The organism is Plesiocystis pacifica SIR-1, from assembly GCF_000170895.1.
GTDB classification, from domain to species: Bacteria; Myxococcota_A; Polyangia; order Nannocystales; family Nannocystaceae; genus Plesiocystis; species Plesiocystis pacifica.
This window is the reverse complement of sequence record NZ_ABCS01000035.1, coordinates 64,998-85,082: the sequence shown is the minus strand read 5'-3', so window position 1 is coordinate 85,082 and position 20,085 is coordinate 64,998. Positions and strand designations below refer to the sequence as shown.

At 70.9% G+C, this 20,085-nt stretch carries 16 protein-coding genes; 7 read left to right on the top strand and 9 right to left on the bottom strand.

The window, feature by feature from the left end:
* Positions 1-92 precede the first annotated feature (92 nt).
* A complete protein-coding gene (locus PPSIR1_RS19110) occupies positions 93-710 on the bottom strand; it encodes a hypothetical protein (protein WP_006972766.1) in 618 nt (205 codons plus the stop codon).
* Between the two features lie 15 nt (positions 711-725).
* Positions 726-2,720, bottom strand: a complete 1,995-nt coding sequence (speA, locus tag PPSIR1_RS19105; RefSeq protein ID WP_053335389.1) for a biosynthetic arginine decarboxylase — start codon at positions 2,718-2,720, stop codon at positions 726-728.
* Positions 2,721-2,921: 201 nt separating this feature from the next.
* Between speA and ettA the strand changes: the two genes are divergently transcribed.
* Entirely contained in the window at positions 2,922-4,616 is a 1,695-nt protein-coding gene (ettA, locus tag PPSIR1_RS19100; RefSeq protein ID WP_006972764.1) for an energy-dependent translational throttle protein EttA, read from the top strand.
* Between the two features lie 44 nt (positions 4,617-4,660).
* Here ettA and PPSIR1_RS19095 read toward each other — a convergent pair whose 3' ends face one another.
* The 7 genes from PPSIR1_RS19095 to PPSIR1_RS19065 all read right to left on the bottom strand — a co-directional run bounded on the left by PPSIR1_RS19095 (position 4,661) and on the right by PPSIR1_RS19065 (position 13,048).
* Complete coding sequence (locus tag PPSIR1_RS19095) at positions 4,661-4,960, bottom strand: rhodanese-like domain-containing protein (RefSeq protein ID WP_006972763.1); 300 nt, start codon at positions 4,958-4,960, stop codon at positions 4,661-4,663.
* 116 nt (positions 4,961-5,076) lie between these two features.
* Positions 5,077-7,191 carry a molybdopterin-binding protein gene (locus PPSIR1_RS19090; protein ID WP_006972762.1) on the bottom strand — a complete coding sequence of 705 codons (2,115 nt, stop codon included), beginning with the start codon at positions 7,189-7,191 and terminating at the stop codon, positions 5,077-5,079.
* A 48-nt stretch (positions 7,192-7,239) separates the two neighbouring features.
* Positions 7,240-9,255, bottom strand: coding sequence for a SpoIVB peptidase S55 domain-containing protein (locus PPSIR1_RS19085; RefSeq protein ID WP_086001485.1), 2,016 nt, complete (start codon positions 9,253-9,255; stop codon positions 7,240-7,242).
* Positions 9,239-9,850, bottom strand: coding sequence for a thioredoxin family protein (locus PPSIR1_RS43145; protein ID WP_157595712.1), 612 nt, complete (start codon positions 9,848-9,850; stop codon positions 9,239-9,241). Before PPSIR1_RS43145 ends, PPSIR1_RS19085 begins: the two co-directional genes overlap by 17 nt.
* A gap of 291 nt (positions 9,851-10,141) precedes the next feature.
* Positions 10,142-10,822, bottom strand: coding sequence for a hypothetical protein (locus PPSIR1_RS43140; RefSeq protein ID WP_006972759.1), 681 nt, complete (start codon positions 10,820-10,822; stop codon positions 10,142-10,144).
* A 184-nt stretch (positions 10,823-11,006) separates the two neighbouring features.
* Positions 11,007-11,591 (bottom strand): thymidine kinase, encoded by a 585-nt coding sequence (locus PPSIR1_RS19070; RefSeq protein ID WP_006972758.1) that lies wholly within the window; start codon positions 11,589-11,591, stop codon positions 11,007-11,009.
* Positions 11,591-13,048, bottom strand: coding sequence for a M28 family peptidase (locus tag PPSIR1_RS19065; protein WP_006972757.1), 1,458 nt, complete (start codon positions 13,046-13,048; stop codon positions 11,591-11,593). The genes PPSIR1_RS19070 and PPSIR1_RS19065 overlap by 1 nt, the downstream gene beginning before the upstream one ends.
* Positions 13,049-13,260: 212 nt before the next feature.
* Here PPSIR1_RS19065 and PPSIR1_RS43135 point away from each other — a divergent pair, with 212 nt between their 5' ends.
* From PPSIR1_RS43135 to PPSIR1_RS19035, 6 genes are all read left to right on the top strand, one after another.
* A complete protein-coding gene (locus PPSIR1_RS43135) occupies positions 13,261-14,229 on the top strand; it encodes a DUF4349 domain-containing protein (RefSeq protein WP_006972756.1) in 969 nt (322 codons plus the stop codon).
* Between the two features lie 104 nt (positions 14,230-14,333).
* On the top strand, positions 14,334-15,269 hold the full coding sequence (locus PPSIR1_RS43130) for a DUF4349 domain-containing protein (protein WP_157595711.1): 936 nt from the start codon (positions 14,334-14,336) through the stop codon (positions 15,267-15,269).
* Between the two features lie 2 nt (positions 15,270-15,271).
* Positions 15,272-15,931, top strand: coding sequence for a hypothetical protein (locus PPSIR1_RS19050; protein WP_006972754.1), 660 nt, complete (start codon positions 15,272-15,274; stop codon positions 15,929-15,931).
* Between the two features lie 119 nt (positions 15,932-16,050).
* Positions 16,051-17,724, top strand: a complete 1,674-nt coding sequence (locus PPSIR1_RS19045; RefSeq protein WP_006972753.1) for a protein adenylyltransferase SelO — start codon at positions 16,051-16,053, stop codon at positions 17,722-17,724.
* Between the two features lie 49 nt (positions 17,725-17,773).
* Positions 17,774-19,399, top strand: coding sequence for a hypothetical protein (locus tag PPSIR1_RS19040; protein ID WP_006972752.1), 1,626 nt, complete (start codon positions 17,774-17,776; stop codon positions 19,397-19,399).
* Entirely contained in the window at positions 19,396-20,076 is a 681-nt protein-coding gene (locus PPSIR1_RS19035) for a hypothetical protein (RefSeq protein ID WP_006972751.1), read from the top strand. The genes PPSIR1_RS19040 and PPSIR1_RS19035 overlap by 4 nt, the downstream gene beginning before the upstream one ends.
* Positions 20,077-20,085: the final 9 nt, after the last annotated feature.

Genomic DNA, 20,085 nt, shown 5'->3' with positions numbered 1-20,085 from the left:
CTTGCGCTGGGGGATCCGACCCCCTTGCCCCTTTTGTGCCCGTCGTGGTGCGGAGGGTGGTGGCTCCGACGACTCGAGGGGGCGTGGGTTGGTTAGCTGGTTCGGCGGCTGCGTAGTTCGTGGGCCAGGGTGGTTCCGGCGAACAGGGCACAGATCAGCATGAAGAGGGTGAAGCCGGCCATCAGTAGGGGTGGGGAGGGCTCCGTGCCGACGTTGACGATCACCGGGGGGTCGCGAAAGCGCAGGCCTGGGAAGCGCGTGTCCAGGTCCTTCATGGCGGCGCGGCGCACCTGGCCGGTCACGCAGCTCGGCCCGGGGCACAGCTGCTCCCAGTCGGGGGCGGCGTTCATGTCGACTGGGCCGAAGGTGGCGAGCACCTCGACGCGGTCTTCGGGGCGCCAGCCTTGGGCGACCACGGGGACGTGGAGGTAGCCGAGGTTCTCGTCGACGTGGGCGTCGTGGGTGCTCCGGCGCAGGTGCGCGTGCTCGACCGCGAGCCGGCCGCGGACCTCGAGCCACTGCTCGCCGCCGTAGCGCGCCCCGAACTCGTGGGCCTCGAGGCGCGTGGGCTGTTTCTCGGACAGGGCCACGTAGACGTCCCAGCTGCCGATCAGGGCGCCGAAGATCGTGCCGAAGAGCACCATGCCCAGGCGCAGCCGGGAGACGCCTCGCCGAAGCTTGGCTTCGTCCAGTCCGGCCTCGTCCACCATCAATCCAAGTCTGGGTCAGGTCCGCGTCAAGTAGGGGTACTCCTGCAGCACCCCCATGGCCCAGGGCTGGCCCAGGGTCGTGTCCACGCCCAGGTGGCGGTCGCGGATCATCTGGGTGATCGAGTCGACGTCGTAGTCCATCTCCTCGAGCATGTCCTGCACGCTGTAGCCGGTCTTGACCTCGAACCACAGCCCGCGTTCGAACTCGATGGACTGGGCCCCGAGGATGACCCCGTCCTCTTCGGGGCCGCGCACGATGACCTCGTGGCAGCGGCCGAACAGGTTGTGGGCGTTGGCGAGGCTGTCTTGGTAGGCCCCGGTCATGAAAAAGCCCAGGAAGTAGGGCTCGTCGTTGCGCGCGGGCGGGGCGTGCAGGGGCAGGGACTTGAGGTTGTCGTCGGGGTGGGCGAAGGTCCTCACGCAGCCGTCGCTGTCGCAGGTGATGTCGACGATCTCGGCGTTGTAGGCCGGCGCGGAGCCGTGCCCGGACAGGGGCGCGGCCGGGAACACCTGGTCGATGCTCCAGGTGTCGGGCAGCGACTGGAAGATCGAGAAGTTGGCCAGGTACTTGACCTGCGCGCGGTCGAGGTAGTCGAGGATCTCCTCGGGCTTGTGGCGCATCTGCCGGATCAGCTTGGCGCAGCGCATGCGGATGCGCTGGAACAGGCCCTCGGCGCTGGCCCGATCCTCGAGGCTCAAATACCCGCGCGAGAACAGCTGCAGGGCCTCGTCGCGGTAGTCGACGGCGTCGTGGAAGTACTCCTCGATGTTCTTGACGTTGATGTACTCGAGGCACTCGCGCAGCGAGGTGATCAGCCGGTCCTCGGCGGGCGAGGCCTCGGGCACGGGCAGCAGCGCGCCCTGGACCTCGCGCAGGTCGGCCACGGTCACGGCGTGCTGGGCCACGAGCACGCGCCCGCTCTCGGTCACGATCGTCGGCGCGGGCAGCTCGAGCTCGCGCACGACCTGGCCGATCTCGAACACCACCTGGCTGGCGTACTCCTCGAGGGAGTAGTTGGCCGAGCTCGGGTAGGAGGTCCGGCTGCCGTCGTAGTCGATGCCGATGCCCCCGCCCAGGTCGATGTAGCGCAGCCCCCCGCAGCGCGCCCGCAGCGAGCACCACAGCCGGATGCCCTCGCGGACGGCGACCTTGATGCGCTTGATCTGGGTGATCTGCGAGCCGATGTGGAAGTGCAGCAGGCTCAGGCGATCGAGGGCGTCGGCGCCCTCGAGCCTGCGCACGACCTCGAGCATCTCGTTGGTGGTCAGGCCAAACTTCGAGCGCTCGCCCCCGGAGCTCTGCCAGCGCCCGCTGCCGCGGCTGTAGAGCTTGGCGCGCATGCCCAAAAAGGGCGTGGCCTTCCACTCGCCCTGGGCGTAGATGTCGAGGTAGCGCTGGACCTCGCGCATGGACTCGAGCACCAAGATGACCTCGTGGCCGAGCTCCGCGGCGTGGAAGGCCAGGCGGATGAACTCGCGGTCCTTGTAGCCGTTGCAGATCAGCGGCGCCTTGCTGACGGGCTGGGCCATGGCCAGGAGCAGCTCGGGCTTGGACCCGGCCTCGAGCCCGTAGGCGCAGCGCTCCCGGGCCGCGACCACGGTCTCGACCACGCTGCGCCGCTGGTTGACCTTGAGCGGGTACATGCCCATGTGCTCGCCCTGGTACTCGTTCTCCTCGGCCGCGAGCTCGAACGCCCGGTGCAGGCGCTCCATGGCCGCGACGATCATCCCCGGGAAGCGCAGCACGAAGGGCGAGTGGACCCCGCGCTCGCGCAGGACCATGGCCACGCGCTGCAGGTCGAGCTCGGGCAGCGCCGGGGCCTTGAAGGTCAGGCAGCCCTCGCCGTTGACCGCGAGGAAGCCCTGGCCCCACTTGTCGGCGCCGTAGCGCTTGAGGGAATTTTCCAGAGCCCACGTCTTGAACGCGCGCGTGGTCGTGGTCACCTCGGCGGCCGTCGGTGCGTCGGCGTCCACGACGGGGGCGGCGGCGAAGTCGGAGCTCTCGGTCATCGGCCCCCGATTGTCGGGCCGGCCCGGGCTGCTCACAAGAGCCTGGCGCGAGCAAAGTGCTGCGCGAGGCCCGGGCACCCAGGCTCCTCGCCCCGCGCCCGCCCTAGCGAGCGCCTCCCCCGCGCGCCCCCAGGGCGCCGCCTCGACCCTTGCCCGCGGCCCCTTTGCGGACCCCCGCGACCTGTCTACAATCCGCGGCCAATGGCCTCCTACCAGTACATCTACACGATGCAAGGCCTCTCCAAGATCTACCCCGGCGGGAAACAGGTCTTCGAGCGGATCCACCTCTCGTTCCTCCCCGGGGCCAAGATCGGACTCATCGGCAACAACGGCGCCGGCAAGTCGACCCTCCTGCGGATCATGGCCGGGGTCGACAAGGAGTTCATCGGCGAGGCCTGGGCCGCCGAGGGCGTGCGCATCGGCTACCTGCCCCAGGAGCCCGAGCTCGACCCCACCAAGACCGTGCGCGAGAACATCGAGGAGGCCGTCGCCGACATGCGCGACACCCTCAGGCGCTTCGAAGAGGTGTCGATGAAGTTCGGCGAGATCAGCTCCGACGAGGAGATGAACGCGCTGCTCGAGGAGCAGGGCGAGCTCCAGGACAAGATCGACGCCGGCAACGGCTGGGAGCTCGATCACACCCTCGAGCTCGCCATGGACGCCCTGCGCTGCCCGCCCGGGGACTCCGAGGTCACCAAGCTCAGCGGCGGCGAGCGGCGCCGCGTGGCCCTGACCCGCCTGCTGCTCGAGCGCCCCGACATGCTGCTGCTCGACGAGCCCACCAACCACCTCGACGCCGAGTCCGTCGCCTGGCTCGAGAACCACCTCCACGAGTACCCCGGCACCGTCGTCGCCATCACCCACGACCGCTACTTCCTCGACAACGTCGCCGGGTGGATCCTCGAGATTGACTCCGGCAAGGCCTTGCCGTGGCAGGGCAACTACTCGGGCTGGCTCGAGCAAAAGCGCAAGCGCCTGGCCGACTCCGAGAAGCGCGAGTCCAACCGCCAAAAGGAGCTCAGCCGCGAGCTCGAGTGGATCCGCATGAACCCCAAGGCCCGCCAGGCCAAGAGCAAGGCCCGCATCCGCGCCTACGAGGAGCTCGTCGCGGGGTCCGAAAAGCGCGAGCGCGACACCACCTCGATCCACATCCCCTTTAGCCAGCGCCTGGGCAACGTCGTCGTCGAGGCCAAGGGCCTGCGCAAGGCCTTCGGCGAGAAATTGCTCGTCGACGGCCTCGACTTCACCCTGCCCCGCGGCGGCATCGTCGGCATCATCGGCCCCAACGGCGCCGGCAAGACCACCCTGTTCCGGATGATCACCGGCCAAGAGCAGCCCGACGACGGCACCCTCAAGATCGGCGACACCGTCGACATCGCCTACGTCGACCAGACCCGCGACGCCCTCGACGCGGACAAGACCGTGTGGGAGGAGATCAGCGAGGGCAAGGAGACCGTCGAGCTCGCCGGGGTCGGCGGCACCGTCGAGATGAACTCCCGGGCCTACGTCGGCAAGTTCAACTTCAACGGCGCCGCCCAGCAGCAACGCGTCGGCACGCTGTCCGGCGGTCAGCGCAACCGGGTGCACCTGGCCAAGCTGATCAAGCGCGGCGGCAACCTGCTGCTCCTCGACGAGCCGACCAACGACCTCGACGTCGACACGCTCCGCCACCTCGAGGAGGCCCTGCTCGCCTTCCCCGGGTGCGCCGTGGTCATCTCCCACGATCGCTTCTTCCTCGACCGCATCGCCACGCACATCCTGGCCTTCGAGGGCGACTCGAACGTGGTGTGGTTCGAGGGCAACTACGAGGACTACGAGAAGGACCGCAAGGCGCGACTCGGGGACGACGCGATGGTGCCCAAGCGCATCAAGTACCGGAAGCTCACGCGGAGCTGAGACCGAAAGAGGGGCCGAAGGGCCCCTCTCTCAATTCATCCGCATCAGTAGTCGGTAATCCCACCGACGTTGGTCACCGCCGTGAACCCGCTCTGCTCGAGCACGGCCTTCGCCGTCCCGGCCCGCCCGCCGCGGCGGCAGTAGACGACGATGGGCTTGTCCTTGTCCCCGCCCTGGCGATCGAGGATCTCCCCGAGCCGCGCCGCGACCTCGACGTGCGGGATCAACAGCGCGTTTTCGAGGTGGTGCTCGTCGTACTCGGCCTGGGTGCGGACGTCGAGCAAGAGGGCCCCCTCGGCGACGAGGCGACGGGCGAGCTGCGGATCTCGATCGGGGAGCGACATGGCCAAACCTTAGCCCCGACCTCGCCCCGCGTCCACGCCCCAAACTGGCGTATGTTCACGCCAGAGGCCGTTTCGAGCCGTTTCGCCGGGGTTGGGACGACGCGAGACGAGCGGCCTCAGCCGCCGACCTCGATGGCCGCGGTCTCGATGTTTCCGCGCGCGTCCCGGGCCCGCACCACGACCCGGTGGGCGCCCGGGCTCAGGGTCGGCAGGAGCAGCTCGAAGCTCTCCTTGCCCGAGTCGAACACGCCGTCGCTGGCCGAGGCCGCGCGGAAGTCCCCGCCGTCGACGGCGAAGGCGACGTCGTGGATGAGGCTCCCGCGGTCCTCGGCGACGCCGGTCAACCGCGAGCCGTCGACGCGCAGGTTCGAGAGGCTGGGGCGGGTCCGATCGATGACGAAAGGATCGGAGATCAGCTCGTCCGTGGCCGCCGCGCCCGTGCCGTTGTCGGGCTCGTCGCTGGCGACCACGCGGACCTCGTAGCGGCCGTCGGGGAGGGTGTCGAGGTCGAGCTCGACGGAGGTCTTGGACACGGGGCCGTCCTGGGTGAGCGAGACCCACGCGGGCTCGCCGGCGCCCTCGGCGGAGCGGATCCAGGCCTCGTAGACCAGGTCGTCGCCGTCGCGGGACTCGGACTCCCACTTGATGGTGACCTTGGCCTTGGTCTCCTCGTCGTCGTCGCGCTCGAAGCTGGCGGCCTTGACGGTGATCTCCTCGAGCATGGGCGCGAGGTTCTCGGGGGCGTAAAAGGCCGTCAGCCCGCGGAGCTCGGCGCCGTCACCGAGGCCGACCTCGACCTGCATGTAGCGGCGCTTGGGCAGGTCCGCGCGCCCGCGCAGGTCTCCGCTGCCGGCGTCGCGGCTGAGCGAGACCTTCTTCCAGGCGCTCCAGCGGCCGTCGACCTCCTTGGTGGGCCCGGTGCGCACGCGCAGCTCCATGCTGCCCTGGCCGTCGAGGGCGAAGGCGCCGTAGGTCGCAGGCTGGCCCGCGTCGAGCACGTCGCTGACCCAGCGGGCCTTGGCCGCGGGCGCGTCGTCGAGGGTGTAGACCGCCGCGCCGTCGCCCGCCGTCGCCAGCACCTCGCCGTTGTCGAGCAGGCACAAGCTGGTCGCCTGGCGCTCTTCGAGGTCGGCGATCACGGCGGCGTCTCGGCGCCCGCGGACGCGGTAGATCTTGCCGCCCTGGGAGCTGGCCGCGAGCACCGTGCCGGGCTGGTCGGTGGCGACCAGGTCGATGAAGTACTGGTTCTTCTTCTTGAGCCACTCGTCCCAGGCCGCATCGAAGGCGCGGCCCAGGTCCTGCTTCTTGCCCAGGTCCACGGCCCACACGGTCGCGTCGGCGCTGGGGCGGGAGCGGGTGGTGTTGTTGTCCTCGGGCTTTTCGCCCGTGAGGCTCGAGCGGTTGAGCTGCTTGGTCAGCGCCGAGCGGCTCGACACGCTGCGCGACTCGAAGTCGTTGACGGCCGCGACGAGCTTGGAGCCCGACAGCGCCAGGGCCCGGACCTCGTCGCCCTTGAACTCGCGGATGAGCTGGCCCTCGAGCTCCTTGCCCGCCTCGCCGCCCACCTGGTAAAGGCGCGCTTTCGGCGAGGTCCCGACCAGGACCGCGTCGCCGACCGCGAGCACGGACAGGATGTCCTTCTCGGGCACGTCGAGCACGACCTTGGCGTCCTTGCCGTCCGTGCCCACGCTCCACAGCTCGCCGCGGGGTCCGGTGGCCACGAGCAGGCGGCCCTTGTGGGGCAGCAGGGCCCAGATCTGCTCGACCTCGGCGAGCTCGGCGAAGTCGCTGACCTCGCCCTTTTTGTTCACGCGCACGAGCTTGCCGCCAGGCAAGACGGCCGCGACCAGGTCGCCCCCGGGCAGCCGGGCCATGGCGCTGACGACCACGCCGTCGAGGGCCTCGGCGCCGACGAGCTCCTCGACCGCGGGGGCCTTGGCGCGCACGTCGACGCGCTGGATCGTGGCCGAGTCGGCCGTGCCGACCCAGGCCTGCTTGCCGTCGACGAGGCAGGAGAAGGTGGTGCTGTGGGCGCTGAGCTCGACCTTTTGGTGGCCGTAGCCCACGGTGACCTTGCCGCTGGCCTCGACCGCCGCGCCCTCGACCTCGCCGTCGTCGAAGTCGGAGAAGCCGGAGATCGAGTGGGTCTCGGTCCCGCCGGCGAAGCTGAGGGCCGGAGCCAGGACGAGGGCGGCGCAGCCCAGGAGCGTGAGGGGGCGAATGGTGGTCATGGAGACGAGGCGGAGGGAGAGAAGGTCGCCGAGCGCAGAGCAGTCGGGCTAGTCGATGGCGCGGGCGGGCAGGATGTCGAGCTCGAGGCTGGCCCGGCCCTGGATGATGCCGTCGGTGCGGATGATCCGGCGCGAGGCCTGCTTGAAGTGCACGGCCTTGCGGTTGCTGCCCGAGGGGCTGAGGCTCTGGAGCACGCTCTCGGGCAGGTCGGCCATGAGCCCGTGCTCCGTGGCCAGGCCCTCGTTGGCCCGGTAGATCGTGCCGATCACGCTGCGCGCCGGGAAGGTCGCGGCGACGTTGTCGATGAGGTCGTCGACGTCGCCGGGCAAGGGCGCGTAGGGCAGCACCCACTCGCCGCCGGCGAGCTCCACGACCACGCGCTCGCCCCCGGCGTCCTCGGGGATGCGCAGGCTGATGGTCTGGGTGCGCGCGCGGCCCTGGGGCGGGCGGAACTCGACCTCGAGCTCGACGAGCTCACCGGCGCGCAGCTCCCCGTCGGCCACGCGCACGCGCTCGATGCGTTCCACCGGCGCGCCGTAGTGCAGCGTCGCGTGCTGCTCGACGGACAGGATCTTGGCGACCTCGAACTGGTTGTCGAGGGCGATGGTGATCAGGGTCAGGGCCCGGCTGCGCGCCATGATCCCGCCGATGATCCCGCCCGGGAAGTAGGTCTCTTCCTCGAGCTCGATGGTCCGCGGGCCCTTGCTGGTCTCGATTTTGATCAGGCTGCGGGTCTCGAGCACGAGCTCGACGGCGTCGTTGCCCGCCTCCTCGACGGCGTCGATGAGCAAGGTCGCGACCAGGGCCGCGGTCAGGTCCTGGTTGTTGGCGACCGCGCTCTCGTAGCGCCGGGCGGCGAAGGCCTCCTCGGGGCTGGCGACCGTGGTCGTCACCGGGATCATCGGGGTCTCGATGTCCGTGCGCAGGTAGATCGCCGGCTGGCGGTCCTGGATCATCGTGCCCTGCAGGTCGAGGGCGCTCGACAGCTTCACCGAGCGCTCGACGCTGTTGAGGATGGTGTGCACGTGGGCGTTGGCGATGGGCAGGTCGCTGGGTCCGCCGCCGTACATCGGGTGGCCAAAGGCGAGGACCTTCTCGCTCTGTTTGCCGCCGACCCAGGTCACCGTGCCGTTGGGCGCGGCCCCGTTGTCGCCGGCGATGAGCACCACGGACACGGAGTCGCCGGGGCTGAAGGTGTGCTTGTTGCCCGCGCCGGCGGCCTCGCCCGAGGACGCCGCGGCGGCGTGGGAGCCCCCGCCGCGCACGGGCAGCAGCCCGGTCATGTCGGCGAGGAACTGGCCCGCGCGGGGACCCAGGCCGGCGATGGACATGGGCGCGCCGATGGGCTCGAGGCCGCCCGAGGGCGCGCCGCCGGGGCCGGGGATGTCCCGGGGGCGCTGGCGCGCGGGCAGGGGCTCGGTGCCGAGGTGGAGCATCTGGTCGGCCCACGCGTCGCTGCCCTCGCGACCTTGGGCGTAGGGGGCGTAGGCCCCACCCGCTCCGCCGCGCCGCGGCGGCCGGGGCAGGACGTCGGGGCGGTAGGGCAGGTCCGAGACCTCGAGCATGTTCTCGATGGGCGTCAGCCCGCCGAGCGGATCCTTGCTGAAGCGGTAGCCGTAGGCGAGGGCGCCGGCGAGCTTGCCCTCGATCCAGATCGGGCTGCCCGACATGCCGCCGACGATGCCCGAGTGCTCGAGGCGCGGATCGGGCGAGGTGAACAGCACGGCGTCCTGGCCCGTGGCGTAGTCGCGGACCACGTCGACGACCTCGATCTCGAACTTGTCGGGGGTCTCGCCGTGGAAGACGGTCAGCGCGTAGCCCTTCATGCCGCGCTTGATCTCGTCGATGGGGATGATGTTGGGGTCGCCGGTGCGCTTGCCGGGGCGGCGGCGCTTGGCGGGCGCGGCCCGCTCCTCGTCGTCGCCGGGCTTGGCCGCGACCGCGTCGCCGGCGGCCCAAAAGCCCGCGTAGAGCCCCCCGAACACCCCCGCGACCATCAGCGGCGTGACCAGGGCGGACAGGGTGCGACGGAGGGGGCTGGCCGAATCAGCTGGTTTTGCCATGGCGCTGCAAGGCCGCCCGCATGGTGGCGACGATGTCTTCTTGCGGGGTGTAGAAGTAGCGGAAGCGAGACTCCCGCATGGGGTTGTGCAGCTCCTCGTCGAGCTTGCCGTCGGAGTCGAGGAACATCACCCGCGGGATGTACTGGCCGTCGGGGGCGTAGAGCGCGACCTCGGGGGTCACGTCCTGGTCGACGTGGATCATCACGAAGTCCTCGGACAGCTCGGCCAGGGTCGAGTCCGAGTTGAACACGCCCTTGAGCGCCCGGCACTTGCTGCACCACGAGGTGTGGACGACGAGCATGGTCGGGCGGCCCGTGGCCTTGGCCTCCTCGAGGCCCTCTTGGAAGCCGCGCCAGGCGATGTCGTCGTTCCAGCCGTCGGCGGGCACGGTCGCCGTGCGCTTTTCCTTCGGGGCCTCGGCGGTCTTGGTCGCGGGGTCGGCCTGGGCGCCGGCCTCGGCCTGCCCGGCCCCGGCGCGGGCGGGGGGCTGACAAGCCGTCAGGGGGCTGGCCGCCAAGACGGCGCCGAGCAGCCACGGGAGCTGCCGTGGGCTCCGGCGCCGCCGGGTCTCGTTGCGCTGGGGTAGGGCTCGCAAGGTGGGGGAAGATACCACGAAGGACACGACCCAGCGCATACGTCACAGCCACCCGCGCTGCTACGGAGATCCGGGCTTTCCTCCGCGCCATCGCCGGTTTTGGCGTGCCCCGGCGGGGATCCCGTGTTGCCCCAGCGACAGCATGGCTGCTCCGAACGCGCGGCGCGGCCTCCCGAGTTGGTCGGGTTGGGGTCCCGGTTTTTGAGGGAGGGTGCCGAGCCCCCAGGCTGCGCCGTCGATCCGCAGCGCGGTGGACCGGGCGGCGCGCTGGCGGTGCTGGGCGCCCTCGGGCTACTCGACGATCAGCTCGAAGCTGACCTCGACGTCGACCTCGCCAGGCAGCGCCTCGCCGCCCGCGAGCATGTCCGGCAAGTCGGCTTCTTTTTGTGGGTCGCCGTTGCGCTCGGGCAGGTGGCGCAGCATGACCTTCAGCTCGCTCGTGCCCGTCGCCGTGGTCTCGAAGGTGTTGACCAGCCCGACGGGCAGATCCTCGCCCACGGCGTTGGTGACGTAGTCCGACTCGAGGTCGTCGTAGCCGTGGGTCGCGAGGACCACGCTGCCCATGCCCGCTGGGCCGAGCACACCGTCGCCATAGACGAATACGTAGTGCTCCTCGGCCTCGTCCGCGATCTCCTCGGTGATGTCCTCCGGGGGGCTCTCGAGGTTGTTGATGAACTCGAGCTCGAGCATGTAGGTGGTGTCGGCGGCCAGCGTGATGGTGTCGGAGGAGCCCGAGACGCCGCCGTCGCCGTCCGGATCTTCGAAGCTGAACACCAGGGCCTCGCCGCCGTCGACGGGGGTGAAGGTCAGCTGGACCTGAGAGATGACCTCGGTCTCGTGGTTGTGGCCGTGGTCGTCGTGGCCGTGGTCATCGTCGTGGCCGTGGTCGTCTTCCTCCCCGGTGCAGGCGGACAGGCTCACGGCGAGCAGGCCCGCCGAGAGGAGTGCGAAAGCAGAGTCGAAGGTGCGCATTGCGGGGCACGATAGACAACCCCAAACTATGCGCAATCAATGGGTCGGTCTGTCCAATGAAGGACTGTGCAACCATTGGGGCGGGGCGCCCACGGCCGAACCCGGGGCGATCTCGAGCCCGCCGCGCGGGCGCTCCGGGCCTTGGCGCCCGGGAGCCAGCGGGGCCGCGCTCGCCGCTGCCCGATCAGTCCCCGCCCGCGATCAGCCCCGGCAAGCGCTTTTCGTAGCAGTCGTGGCAGACGGGCTTGTAGCTCTCGTTGGCCCCGAGCTGGACCTGCTCGCCCTCGCGGACCGGCGCGCCGTCGACCAGGCGCATGTTGAAGATCGCCTTGCGGTTGCAGTACTGGCAGGTGACCTTGATCTCCTCGATGGAGTCGGCGAGCTCGAGCAGGCGCCGGGAGCCGGGGAACAGCCGGGTCTGAAAGTCCGTGCGCAGGCCGTAGCAGATCACCGGCACGTTGTGGGTGCGGGTCAGCCCGCGCAGCTGCTCGATGACCCCCGGCGAGAGGAACTGGGCCTCGTCGACGAGCACGCAGTCCAGATCGGCGAAGAAGGGCGCGTCGAGCTCGCTGTCGGGCTCGATGAGCAGGTCGACGGGCTTTTGCAGGCCCGAGCGCGAGGCGATCACCTCGGCGCCGAAGCGGTCGTCGAGCTTGGGCTTGAGCAGCGCGACGCGCTTGCCCTGCTGGCGGTAGTTGTGGGCGACGGCGAGCAGGTTCAGCGACTTGGCGCTGTCCATGGTGCCGTAGCGAAAGTAGAGCTTGGCCATTACTCGTTCTCCGCCTTGGCTTCGGGCTCCGGCTCCGGCTCCGGCTCCGGCTCCGGGACCTTCAGGGGCTGCGCGGGCCCGTCGAGCTCGCGCTCGGCGAGGATGTAGGCCATCAGGGCCATGGCCGCGGCGTTGCGCTCGAGGTGGTAGGGCGCGATCTTGTCGATGGTGTCCGCCGGGCTGTGGTGGAGATCGAAGTAGTGGCTGGTGTCCGGGCGCAGGCCCAGGCCGAGCATGCCCGCCTGGGTCAGCGGCGAGATGTCGGCCCCGCCCCCGCCGAGGGTGAAGTTGTGGGCGCCGAGGCCCTCGAACAAGGGCGCGTAGGGCAGCAGGGCGTCGTACTGGGCCTGGTCGCCGCCGATGCCGAAGCCCCACGGCGCCCCCGCGCCGCTGTCCGACTCGAGGCCCGCGACGTGCAGCTCGTCGGCGTGGGCCTCGAAGTAGGCCTTGCCCCCGCGCAGGCCGTTCTCCTCGTTGGTATAGAGCACCACGCGGACGGTCCGGCGCGGGATCAGCTCGAGCTCTTTCAACATCAGCGCCGCCTCCATGGCCATCAGGCAGCCCGAGCCGTCGTCGGTGCTGCCGTCGCCGACGTCCCAGGAGTCGATGTGGCAGGCCAGGACCACGTACTCGTCAGGCAGCTCGCGGCCGGTCAGCTCGCCGATCGCGTTGCCGCTCTCGGCGTCCGGGAGGAGCTTCGCGCCGAGCTTCAGGCGGATCTTGGGGGTCTCCCCGCGGGCGACCATGCGCGCGAACAAGTCGGCGTCCTCGGGGGTGATCGCGGCCGCAGGGATCTTCGGCAGGTCCTCGTCGTAGACCAGCGTGCCCGTGTGCAGGGTGCGGAGGCTGTGCGCCGTGACCGAGCGGACCAGCACGGCCTTGGCCCCGTACTTCGCCGCCCGCGAGGCCCCCTGGGTGCGGCCCTGGACCGTCGGCCCGTAGAAGGAGTCGTGGTGGTCGTGGTCGTAGGGCGGCATGGCCATGTTGATGAGCACGATCTTCCCCTTCACCTGCTCACCGAGGGTGTCGATCTCGTCGACGTGGTTGACGACCACGACCTCCGCCGTAATCCCCCGCCGCGGCGTGCCCACGCTCATGCCCAGGGTCAGCACCGGCAGGGGCCGCTCGACGGGGGCGAGGAAGGCCGCCTGCTCCTCGCCGCGGACCCAGTGCGGGACCATGACCTTCTCCTTGCGGACCTTGGCCAACCCGTCCTCGCGCATGGTCTCGAGGGCCCAGTCGATGGTGTCTTCGAGGGCTTGCGATCCCGACAGGCGGTGGCCGTAGACGTCGGAGATGTAGGCCAGGCGATCGTAGGCGCGGGTGTCCTCCTCGGCCATGGCGGTCAGCTTGCGGCCCGCCTCGACGTACTTGTCATCGATTACCGGGGTCGCAGGTTCGGGGTCGACGGGGGCCTCGACGGAGGGCGCGGCTGGATCGACCGCGGGGCTGGGCATGGGCCCCGCCGGCTCTGCCCACACCGTGTTCGCGCTCGCCCCACGGTCACAGGCCGACGCCGCGGCCAGGAGCGTGAGCGTCGATGCGGCCAAAACCCTGTCCAGGCGGTTCATGCCCCCAGCCATACCCGCCGCGCTCGGGCCGGTGCAAGACCGGCGAGACCGCGCTATCGTCGCGCTGCCCGGCAGCCCCCGTCGCGCCGCTCCGCGCCATGATCGACCCCAAGCTCGCCCTCCCCTCCTCCGCCCGCGCCTGGTTCCTCGCCTGCGCGCGGATGGTCCTCGTGTTCGTCTGCGCCCTCGGCCTGAGCGCGTGCGCGGCCCGGGCCTACGACGTCCCCGACTCGGCCTATGGCGGCGACTACGGGGGCGGGGGCTACGACGACGACTACGCGTCGGCCGACTACATGGAGATGGAGTACGACGAGGTCGCCGCGGAGGAGTCCATCTCGCTGGCGGGGACCACCTCGGCCCGCCGCGCGCGATCCGGCGGGGCGCGGATGAAGCGGCGCGAGCGGGTCCAGGGCGCCTCCCCTCCCGGCGAGCCCATGGCCGAGCCCGCCGAGGCGCCCATGGACACGGGCGGCGAGGGCGAAGCGACAGAGAATGGGGCCACCACCGAGCCCGAGCCCGACGCCGCCGAGCCGACCAAGCGCCAGATCATCTACACCGCCTTCATGCGCGTCGCGACCTTCGACGTGCCCAGCGCGCTCGAGGCCGTGCAGGCCATGGCCGAGGACTACGGCGGCTGGATCCAGGGCTGGAACGACGACGCGATCACCATCCGCGTCCCGGCCGAGCGCCTCGAGCAGGCCATGGACGCCGTCGGCGAGCTGGGCGTGGTCGAGGCCCGCAACCTCGAGTCCCAGGATGTCACCGCCGAGTTCACCGACCTCGACTCGCGCATCCGCGTGCTCGAGAGCATGCAGGCCCACCTCCAGGAGCTGCTGAAGCAGGCCAAGACCGTCGAGCAGTCCCTGAAGATCCGCCGCGCCCTCGACCAGGTGACCATGGAGCTCGAGCTGCTCCGCGCCCGCATGCGCAACCTGTCCGAGGCCATCGCCTTTTCGACCTTGACGGTGCAATTCACCGAGCGCGGGCCCGGGACCGACGTCCCGACCAGCAACGATCCCTTCCCCTGGGTCGACGGCCTCGGCGTCGAGGCCACCGAGTACCGCTGATGGGCGTAAGCCGGCCCCCAAACCCCGCGTTCCCGCGCCCGCTTCCCCGGGAAGCCTGCCTAGCCCTGCCCAGCTTTCATGGCCCTAGCGCCAACGGAGACTCCATGACAACGAGCCCCACGAGCCCCCCCTCTCCCCTCGCTGCCGCGCGCGGTCCAAGGCCTCGTCCCTGGACCGCGCTGCTCTTTTCTCTAGCCCTCCCGCTGCTGCTCACCTCGGCCTGCAACAAGGACGCCTCGTTCACCATGAGCCCCGAGATGTCCGGGGACTACGCCGAGGAGCTCCCCCCGGCGCCCATGGTCGACATCACGAGCCGCTCCGCCGGCGCGGGCATGGCCGCCAACGAGGCCTACGACTTCAGCGACGACCTCGCCGAGGACGAGCGCGCGCCCCAGGCCGTGATGGCCGCCCCGGCCAAGGCCGTGGCCAAGCCCGTCGAGACCCCAGCCCCCAACGACCAGGCCCAGCAAGGTCAGCCCGGCCAGGACCAGCAGGACACCCCCGACCACGGCCGGCAGATCGTCTACACCGCCGGCATGCAGGTCAGCGTCTACAACCTCGACGAGGGCATGAACAAGCTCGAGGCCATGCCCGAGGCCTACGGCGGCTGGGTCCACATGCGCGGCTCCAACCAGGTCGTGCTCCGGGTGCCCGCGCGCAGCCTCGAGGCGGTCATGAACGCCGTCGGGGACATGGGCGTGGTCGAGGCCCGCTCGCTCCAGGCCCAGGACGTCACCGCCGAGTACGTCGACCTCGAGTCGCGCATCAAGGTGCTGCGCGAGACCCAGGCCCAGCTGCTCGAGCTCCTCGACCAGGCCAAGACCGTCGAGGAGGCGCTGCACGTGCGCCAGGCCCTCGACGACGTGACCATGGAGCTCGAGACCGCCCTCGGGCGCATGCGTCAGCTCGGCGACCTGATCGCCTTTTCGACCCTGACGGTCACGCTCGTCGAGCGCGGCCCCATGGACAACATCCCGACCAGCAACGATCCCTTCCGCTGGGTCGACTCGCTCGGCGTCGAAGCCACGGAGTGGAGGTAACCATGCTCTCTCGTCTCTCGAATCTCTCCCGCCTCTCCACCCTCGCCTGCCTCGGCGGCGCCTTCTTGCTCTCCACCCTGGCCACGGGCTGCGCCAGCTTCAAGCTCAAGGACCCGCCGCCCGGCTTCATCCAGGTCAGCGAGAGCCACTGGAGCGGCGACGCCGAGCTGCGCATGAAGGCCCCGGACAACGTCGGCCTGAACATCACCACCTTCGAGAACCGCGTCGGCGGGACCCTCGAGCTGTGGGCCGACGACCTGGTCAAGAAGTTCGCCCAGCGCGGCTACACCCTGACCAAGCAGACCGCCGTCGAGTCGGCCAACGGCGTGGCTGGGACGCGCTTCGACTTCCGCTACACCCCGGCGGGCTCGTCGATGAGCAAATTCTACACCGCCGTGCTGTTCGTGACCGACGAGTGGCGCGTGGTCGTCCAGCTCGCCGGTGAGGCCAAGCTGGCCAAGGACCACGAGCAGGACCTCGACGGGATCCTCGGGCAGATCAAGATCCGCGGGTGCAAGGCCGGCGAGCGGACCTGCAAGGGTCCCCAGCCCGGGGACTTCACGGCCATCGCCAAGGGGCCGAAGGTCGCCGAGGAGGCCGAACCCGCCCCCGAGGCTGCGCCTGCGGAAGAGTCCGAGGCGGACGACGCCCCCGCCGGCTGAGGGGTCGCGATCCCCAACGTCCGCGAGCGCGCCCTCAGGGTGCGCTCGCGGCTTTGTCTTGGGCCCCACCATCGATTGGGGTGGTTGTCGGAACGTGAGCCGCGAGCCATGGTCGCGGCGTGCAGACCTCCGCGCCCGAGTGGATCCCCGGCTTCGACAACAGCTTCGTGCGCGAGCTGCCCGGCGACCCCGAGGCGGACAACTTCCGCCGCCAGGTCCTCGGGGCCTGCTACTCCCGGGTCGAGCCCACGCCGGTCTCGGGTCCGGAGCTGCTGGGCTGGTCGCGGGAGGTCGCCGCCTTGCTCGGGCTCCCCGAAGATCTCCAGGAAGATCCCCAGGAAGATCCCCAGGCAGAGGCCACCCGCGAAGAGCTCGCGGCGGTGCTCTCGGGCTCGCGCCTGTGGGCCGGCATGGAGCCCTACGCCGCGTGCTACGGCGGGCACCAGTTCGGCAACTGGGCCGACCAGCTCGGCGACGGCCGGGCGATCACCCTGGGCGAGATCCTGCGCTCCAACGACGGCGAGGACACGCGCTGGGAGCTGCAGCTCAAGGGGGCCGGGCCCACCCCCTACTCGCGCCGCGGCGACGGCCGGGCCGTGCTCCGCTCGTCGATCCGCGAGTTTCTGTGCAGCGAGGCCATGCACCACCTCGGCGTGCCCACGACCCGCGCCCTGTCCCTGGTCCGCACCGGCGACGAGGTCAGGCGCGACATGTTCTACGACGGCAACGCCGAGCTCGAGCCCGGGGCCGTGGTCTGCCGGGTCGCGCCGTCCTTCGTGCGCTTTGGCAACTTCGAGCTGTTCGCCGCGCGCAAGGACCACGAGACCCTGCGCCGCCTCGCCGACTACGTGATCGCCGAGCACTTCCCGGAGCTCGACGCGGGGGACTACGCGGCTTGGTTTGGGATCGTCGCCGAGCGCACCGCCGAGATGATCTGCCACTGGATGCGCGTGGGCTTCGTGCACGGCGTGATGAACACGGACAACATGTCCGTGCTCGGGCTGACCATCGACTACGGCCCCTACGGCTGGCTCGAGGACTACGACCCCAACTGGACGCCGAACACCACCGACGCCCACGGCCGGCGCTACCGCTTTGGCAACCAGCCGCGCATCGCCGCGTGGAACCTGACCCGCTTCGGCGCCGCCTTGCTGCCCTTGGTGGACGAGGCCGAGTCGATCCAGGCCGGGCTCGAGGCCTACGCCGAGCGCCTGTCCGCCGGGGTGCTGAGCACCTACGCCGACAAGCTCGGGCTGCGCTCGATCGACGCCGACGAGGGCTCGGACCAGCCCGGCTCGGGGCCGTGGCTGGCCAACACCTGCATGGACGTGCTGAGGGGCGCGAACACGAAGGTCGAGACGGACATGACGATCTTCCACCGCCAGCTCGCCGAGGTGCCCATGGACCCCGAGGCCAGCGACGAGGCCGTGCTCGCCCCGCTGCGCCCGGCCTACTACGGCGAGTACGATCGCCGCGAGCTCCCGCCCAAGCTCCGCGAGCTGACCCTGCGCTGGCTCCGAGGCTTGCAGGCGCGGGTCCGCAGCGAGGGCCTCGACCCCAACCAGCGGCGGGCCATCATGGACGGGGCCAACCCCAAGTACGTGCTCCGCAACTACCTCGCCCAGGAGGCCATCGACCTGGCCGAGGCCGGCGACCCCTCGCGGATCCACGAGCTGCTCGAGCTCCTCCGCCGGCCCTACACCGATCAGCCCGGCAAGGAGCACTTCGCCGGCAAGCGACCCGAGTGGGCGCGCCATCGCCCGGGCTGCTCGATGCTCTCGTGCAGCAGCTGACCGGCAAGTCTAGGCCCGGACTTCCCTGGCTTTGCGATACCCTCGCGCCATGGGGAACGGACCTCGCCTGCGTCGCCTCCTGGGCAGCGGCGCCGCCTTGCTCGTCGCCGCCCTCGCCCTGCCTGCGTGCGGCGGTCACCTCCACCGCGCCGGCGATGCGGCCCTGTCCGAGGCCGCGCTGGCGTCCAACGACGCCCTCGACTTCGAGGCTGGCTTTCGCGAGCGCGACGAGGCCGAGGGTGCGCTGCTCGACCGGGAGCTCAGCGCCGCGCGGGCGCAGGTCGACGCCGATCGCGACGCCGCGCTGATCGCCATCCTCGAGGACTACGGCGGGCGCGCGGCCTGGTCTGCCCGCCTCGGCGAGCGCCTGGCCGAGCTCACCGGCGAGGGCATGGACGCCGACATGGCCGCGTTCATCGAGCGCTTTGGTCAGGGCGGCAAGGACCTGGGCGACTTCCAGGCCGCCTTCCGCGAGCTCGAGCGCGCCCGCGACAGCTACCTCGCGCGGGCCGTCGCCCTCGACCTCGACGTCCAGCGAGCGCCCCCGCTCGAGTGCCCGGGCCTGGACGACCCGGCGCGCTCGCCCGAGCTCGACGGGGAGTTCGCCGCCTTCACCGAGGCCTGCGACGCCATGGGCCAGCTCTTCGCCCGCCTCGGTCAGGGCGAGGGCGCCCTCGGCACGCTCAGCGCTCGACTCGCGGCCCTCCACCGCAGCATGGACGCCCGGGCCGAGCGCGGCCGAGAGCCGCTGAGCGCCTACGTGAACGCGCGGGCGAGTTGCCGGGCGATCGACGACGAGGACTTCGTCGCCGTCGCTCGGTGCCTCGACGCCGAGCTCGACGGCTCGCTCATGCGCCTCGACGACACCCCCGCGCTCGAGGCCGAGCAGGCCGCCTTCGTGGGCCTCGACCTCGACAGCCTCGGCGAGGGCCCCGGCGACCCCCTGCGCCTGCGCCTGCTCGACGAGCAGGTCCAGGCCGTCGAGCGCGTGCTCGAGTACGAGGCCTCGGGGCGCTTCACCGCCGACGGCGATCCCCTCGAAAAGCCCAGGGAGATCGAGCGCAGCGAGGCCCTCGACGAGGTCGCCCTCGCCCTCGCCGTGAGCGGCACCCGAGCCACCGTGAAGCTCGACGGCAAGCCGCGGCGCTACGGCGTGCGCGGCAGCGAGCTGGCCCTGGTCCTCGAGCTGCTGTCGATCGAGCGCGACGGCACCAGGACCATCCACCAGCTCGCCATGCACCGCCTCGACCTCGACTACATGCGCGTCGAGGCCATGCTGCGCGAACGCCAGGCCCTGCTCGCCGCCCAGACCTTCCTCCTCGATCCCGGCTGCGCGGCGATGTCCGTCGAGGACGCGCTCGTCGCCGAGCCCGGCTCCGAGGGCGCGGCGGGGCAGTGCGCCAGCTACCTGCGCGCGAGCCTGATCGAGTTCGCCAAGGCCTGGACCGTGGGCAAGGCCCGGGCGCGCGAGAGCGAGGTCCGCAGCGACGCCCTCCACGAGCACGAGATGCGCGTGCGCTCGACCATGGCCCTGGCGACCCGCGGCATCTGGATGGCCGCCGCGATCGCCGAGCTGCACCGCTACAACGCCTCGGGCCTGCGCCCGGAGACCCTGGCGACGGTGGTGACCAACCTCGCCGGCTTCGCCGTCGTCGCCGCGGGGGTGTTCCGATGAACGCGCGCGCCGTCACGCTCGGCCTCGTCAGCGCCGCCTTGCTAGCCACGAGCTGCGCCTCGCGTCAGGCCATGAAGCGCGAGGCGGTGGTCATCGCCGCTTCGGCCAACGCCCTCGACAACGATCTCGGGCGCCTCGACTCGGCCCTGGACACCGTCCACCGCCTGCGCCGCGTCCGGGTCGAGGGCGACCGCCTGTCTGCCGAGCGCGCCGCCCGGGTCAGCGAGGCGACCATCGCCGCCTGGGCCCTCGACCACGACCCCCTCGCCCGGGCCCGCGTCGAGGTCTTCCACGGCGTGCGCGAGGCCTCCGACGCCATTGGCGACCACGCCTACGGGGCCATCGACTACAAGCTCAACGTCGAGGAGCCCGTGCCCGGCTACGCCATCGACCGCCACAGCCTGCGGACCCTCGTGACCCAGCTGCTGCGCCTGGCCAGGCCCTCGAGCTTCAAGGACGAGGCCAAGTTCTTCATCGAGTACGGCGTGCAGGTCGGCACCGCCTCGGCCGAGGGCATCGACGAGGTCGCGCGCATGGCCAACGAGCACAAACGTCCGCCCCCGCCTCCGCCCGAGGACCTCCCCCCTGGCGATCCCAGCGTCGGCGATCCACCGCCCGAGGCCGCGGGCCCCTCCGAACCCGACGCGCCTCAGCCCGAGCGCGAGCCCACCCCCTAGTCCCTCCTT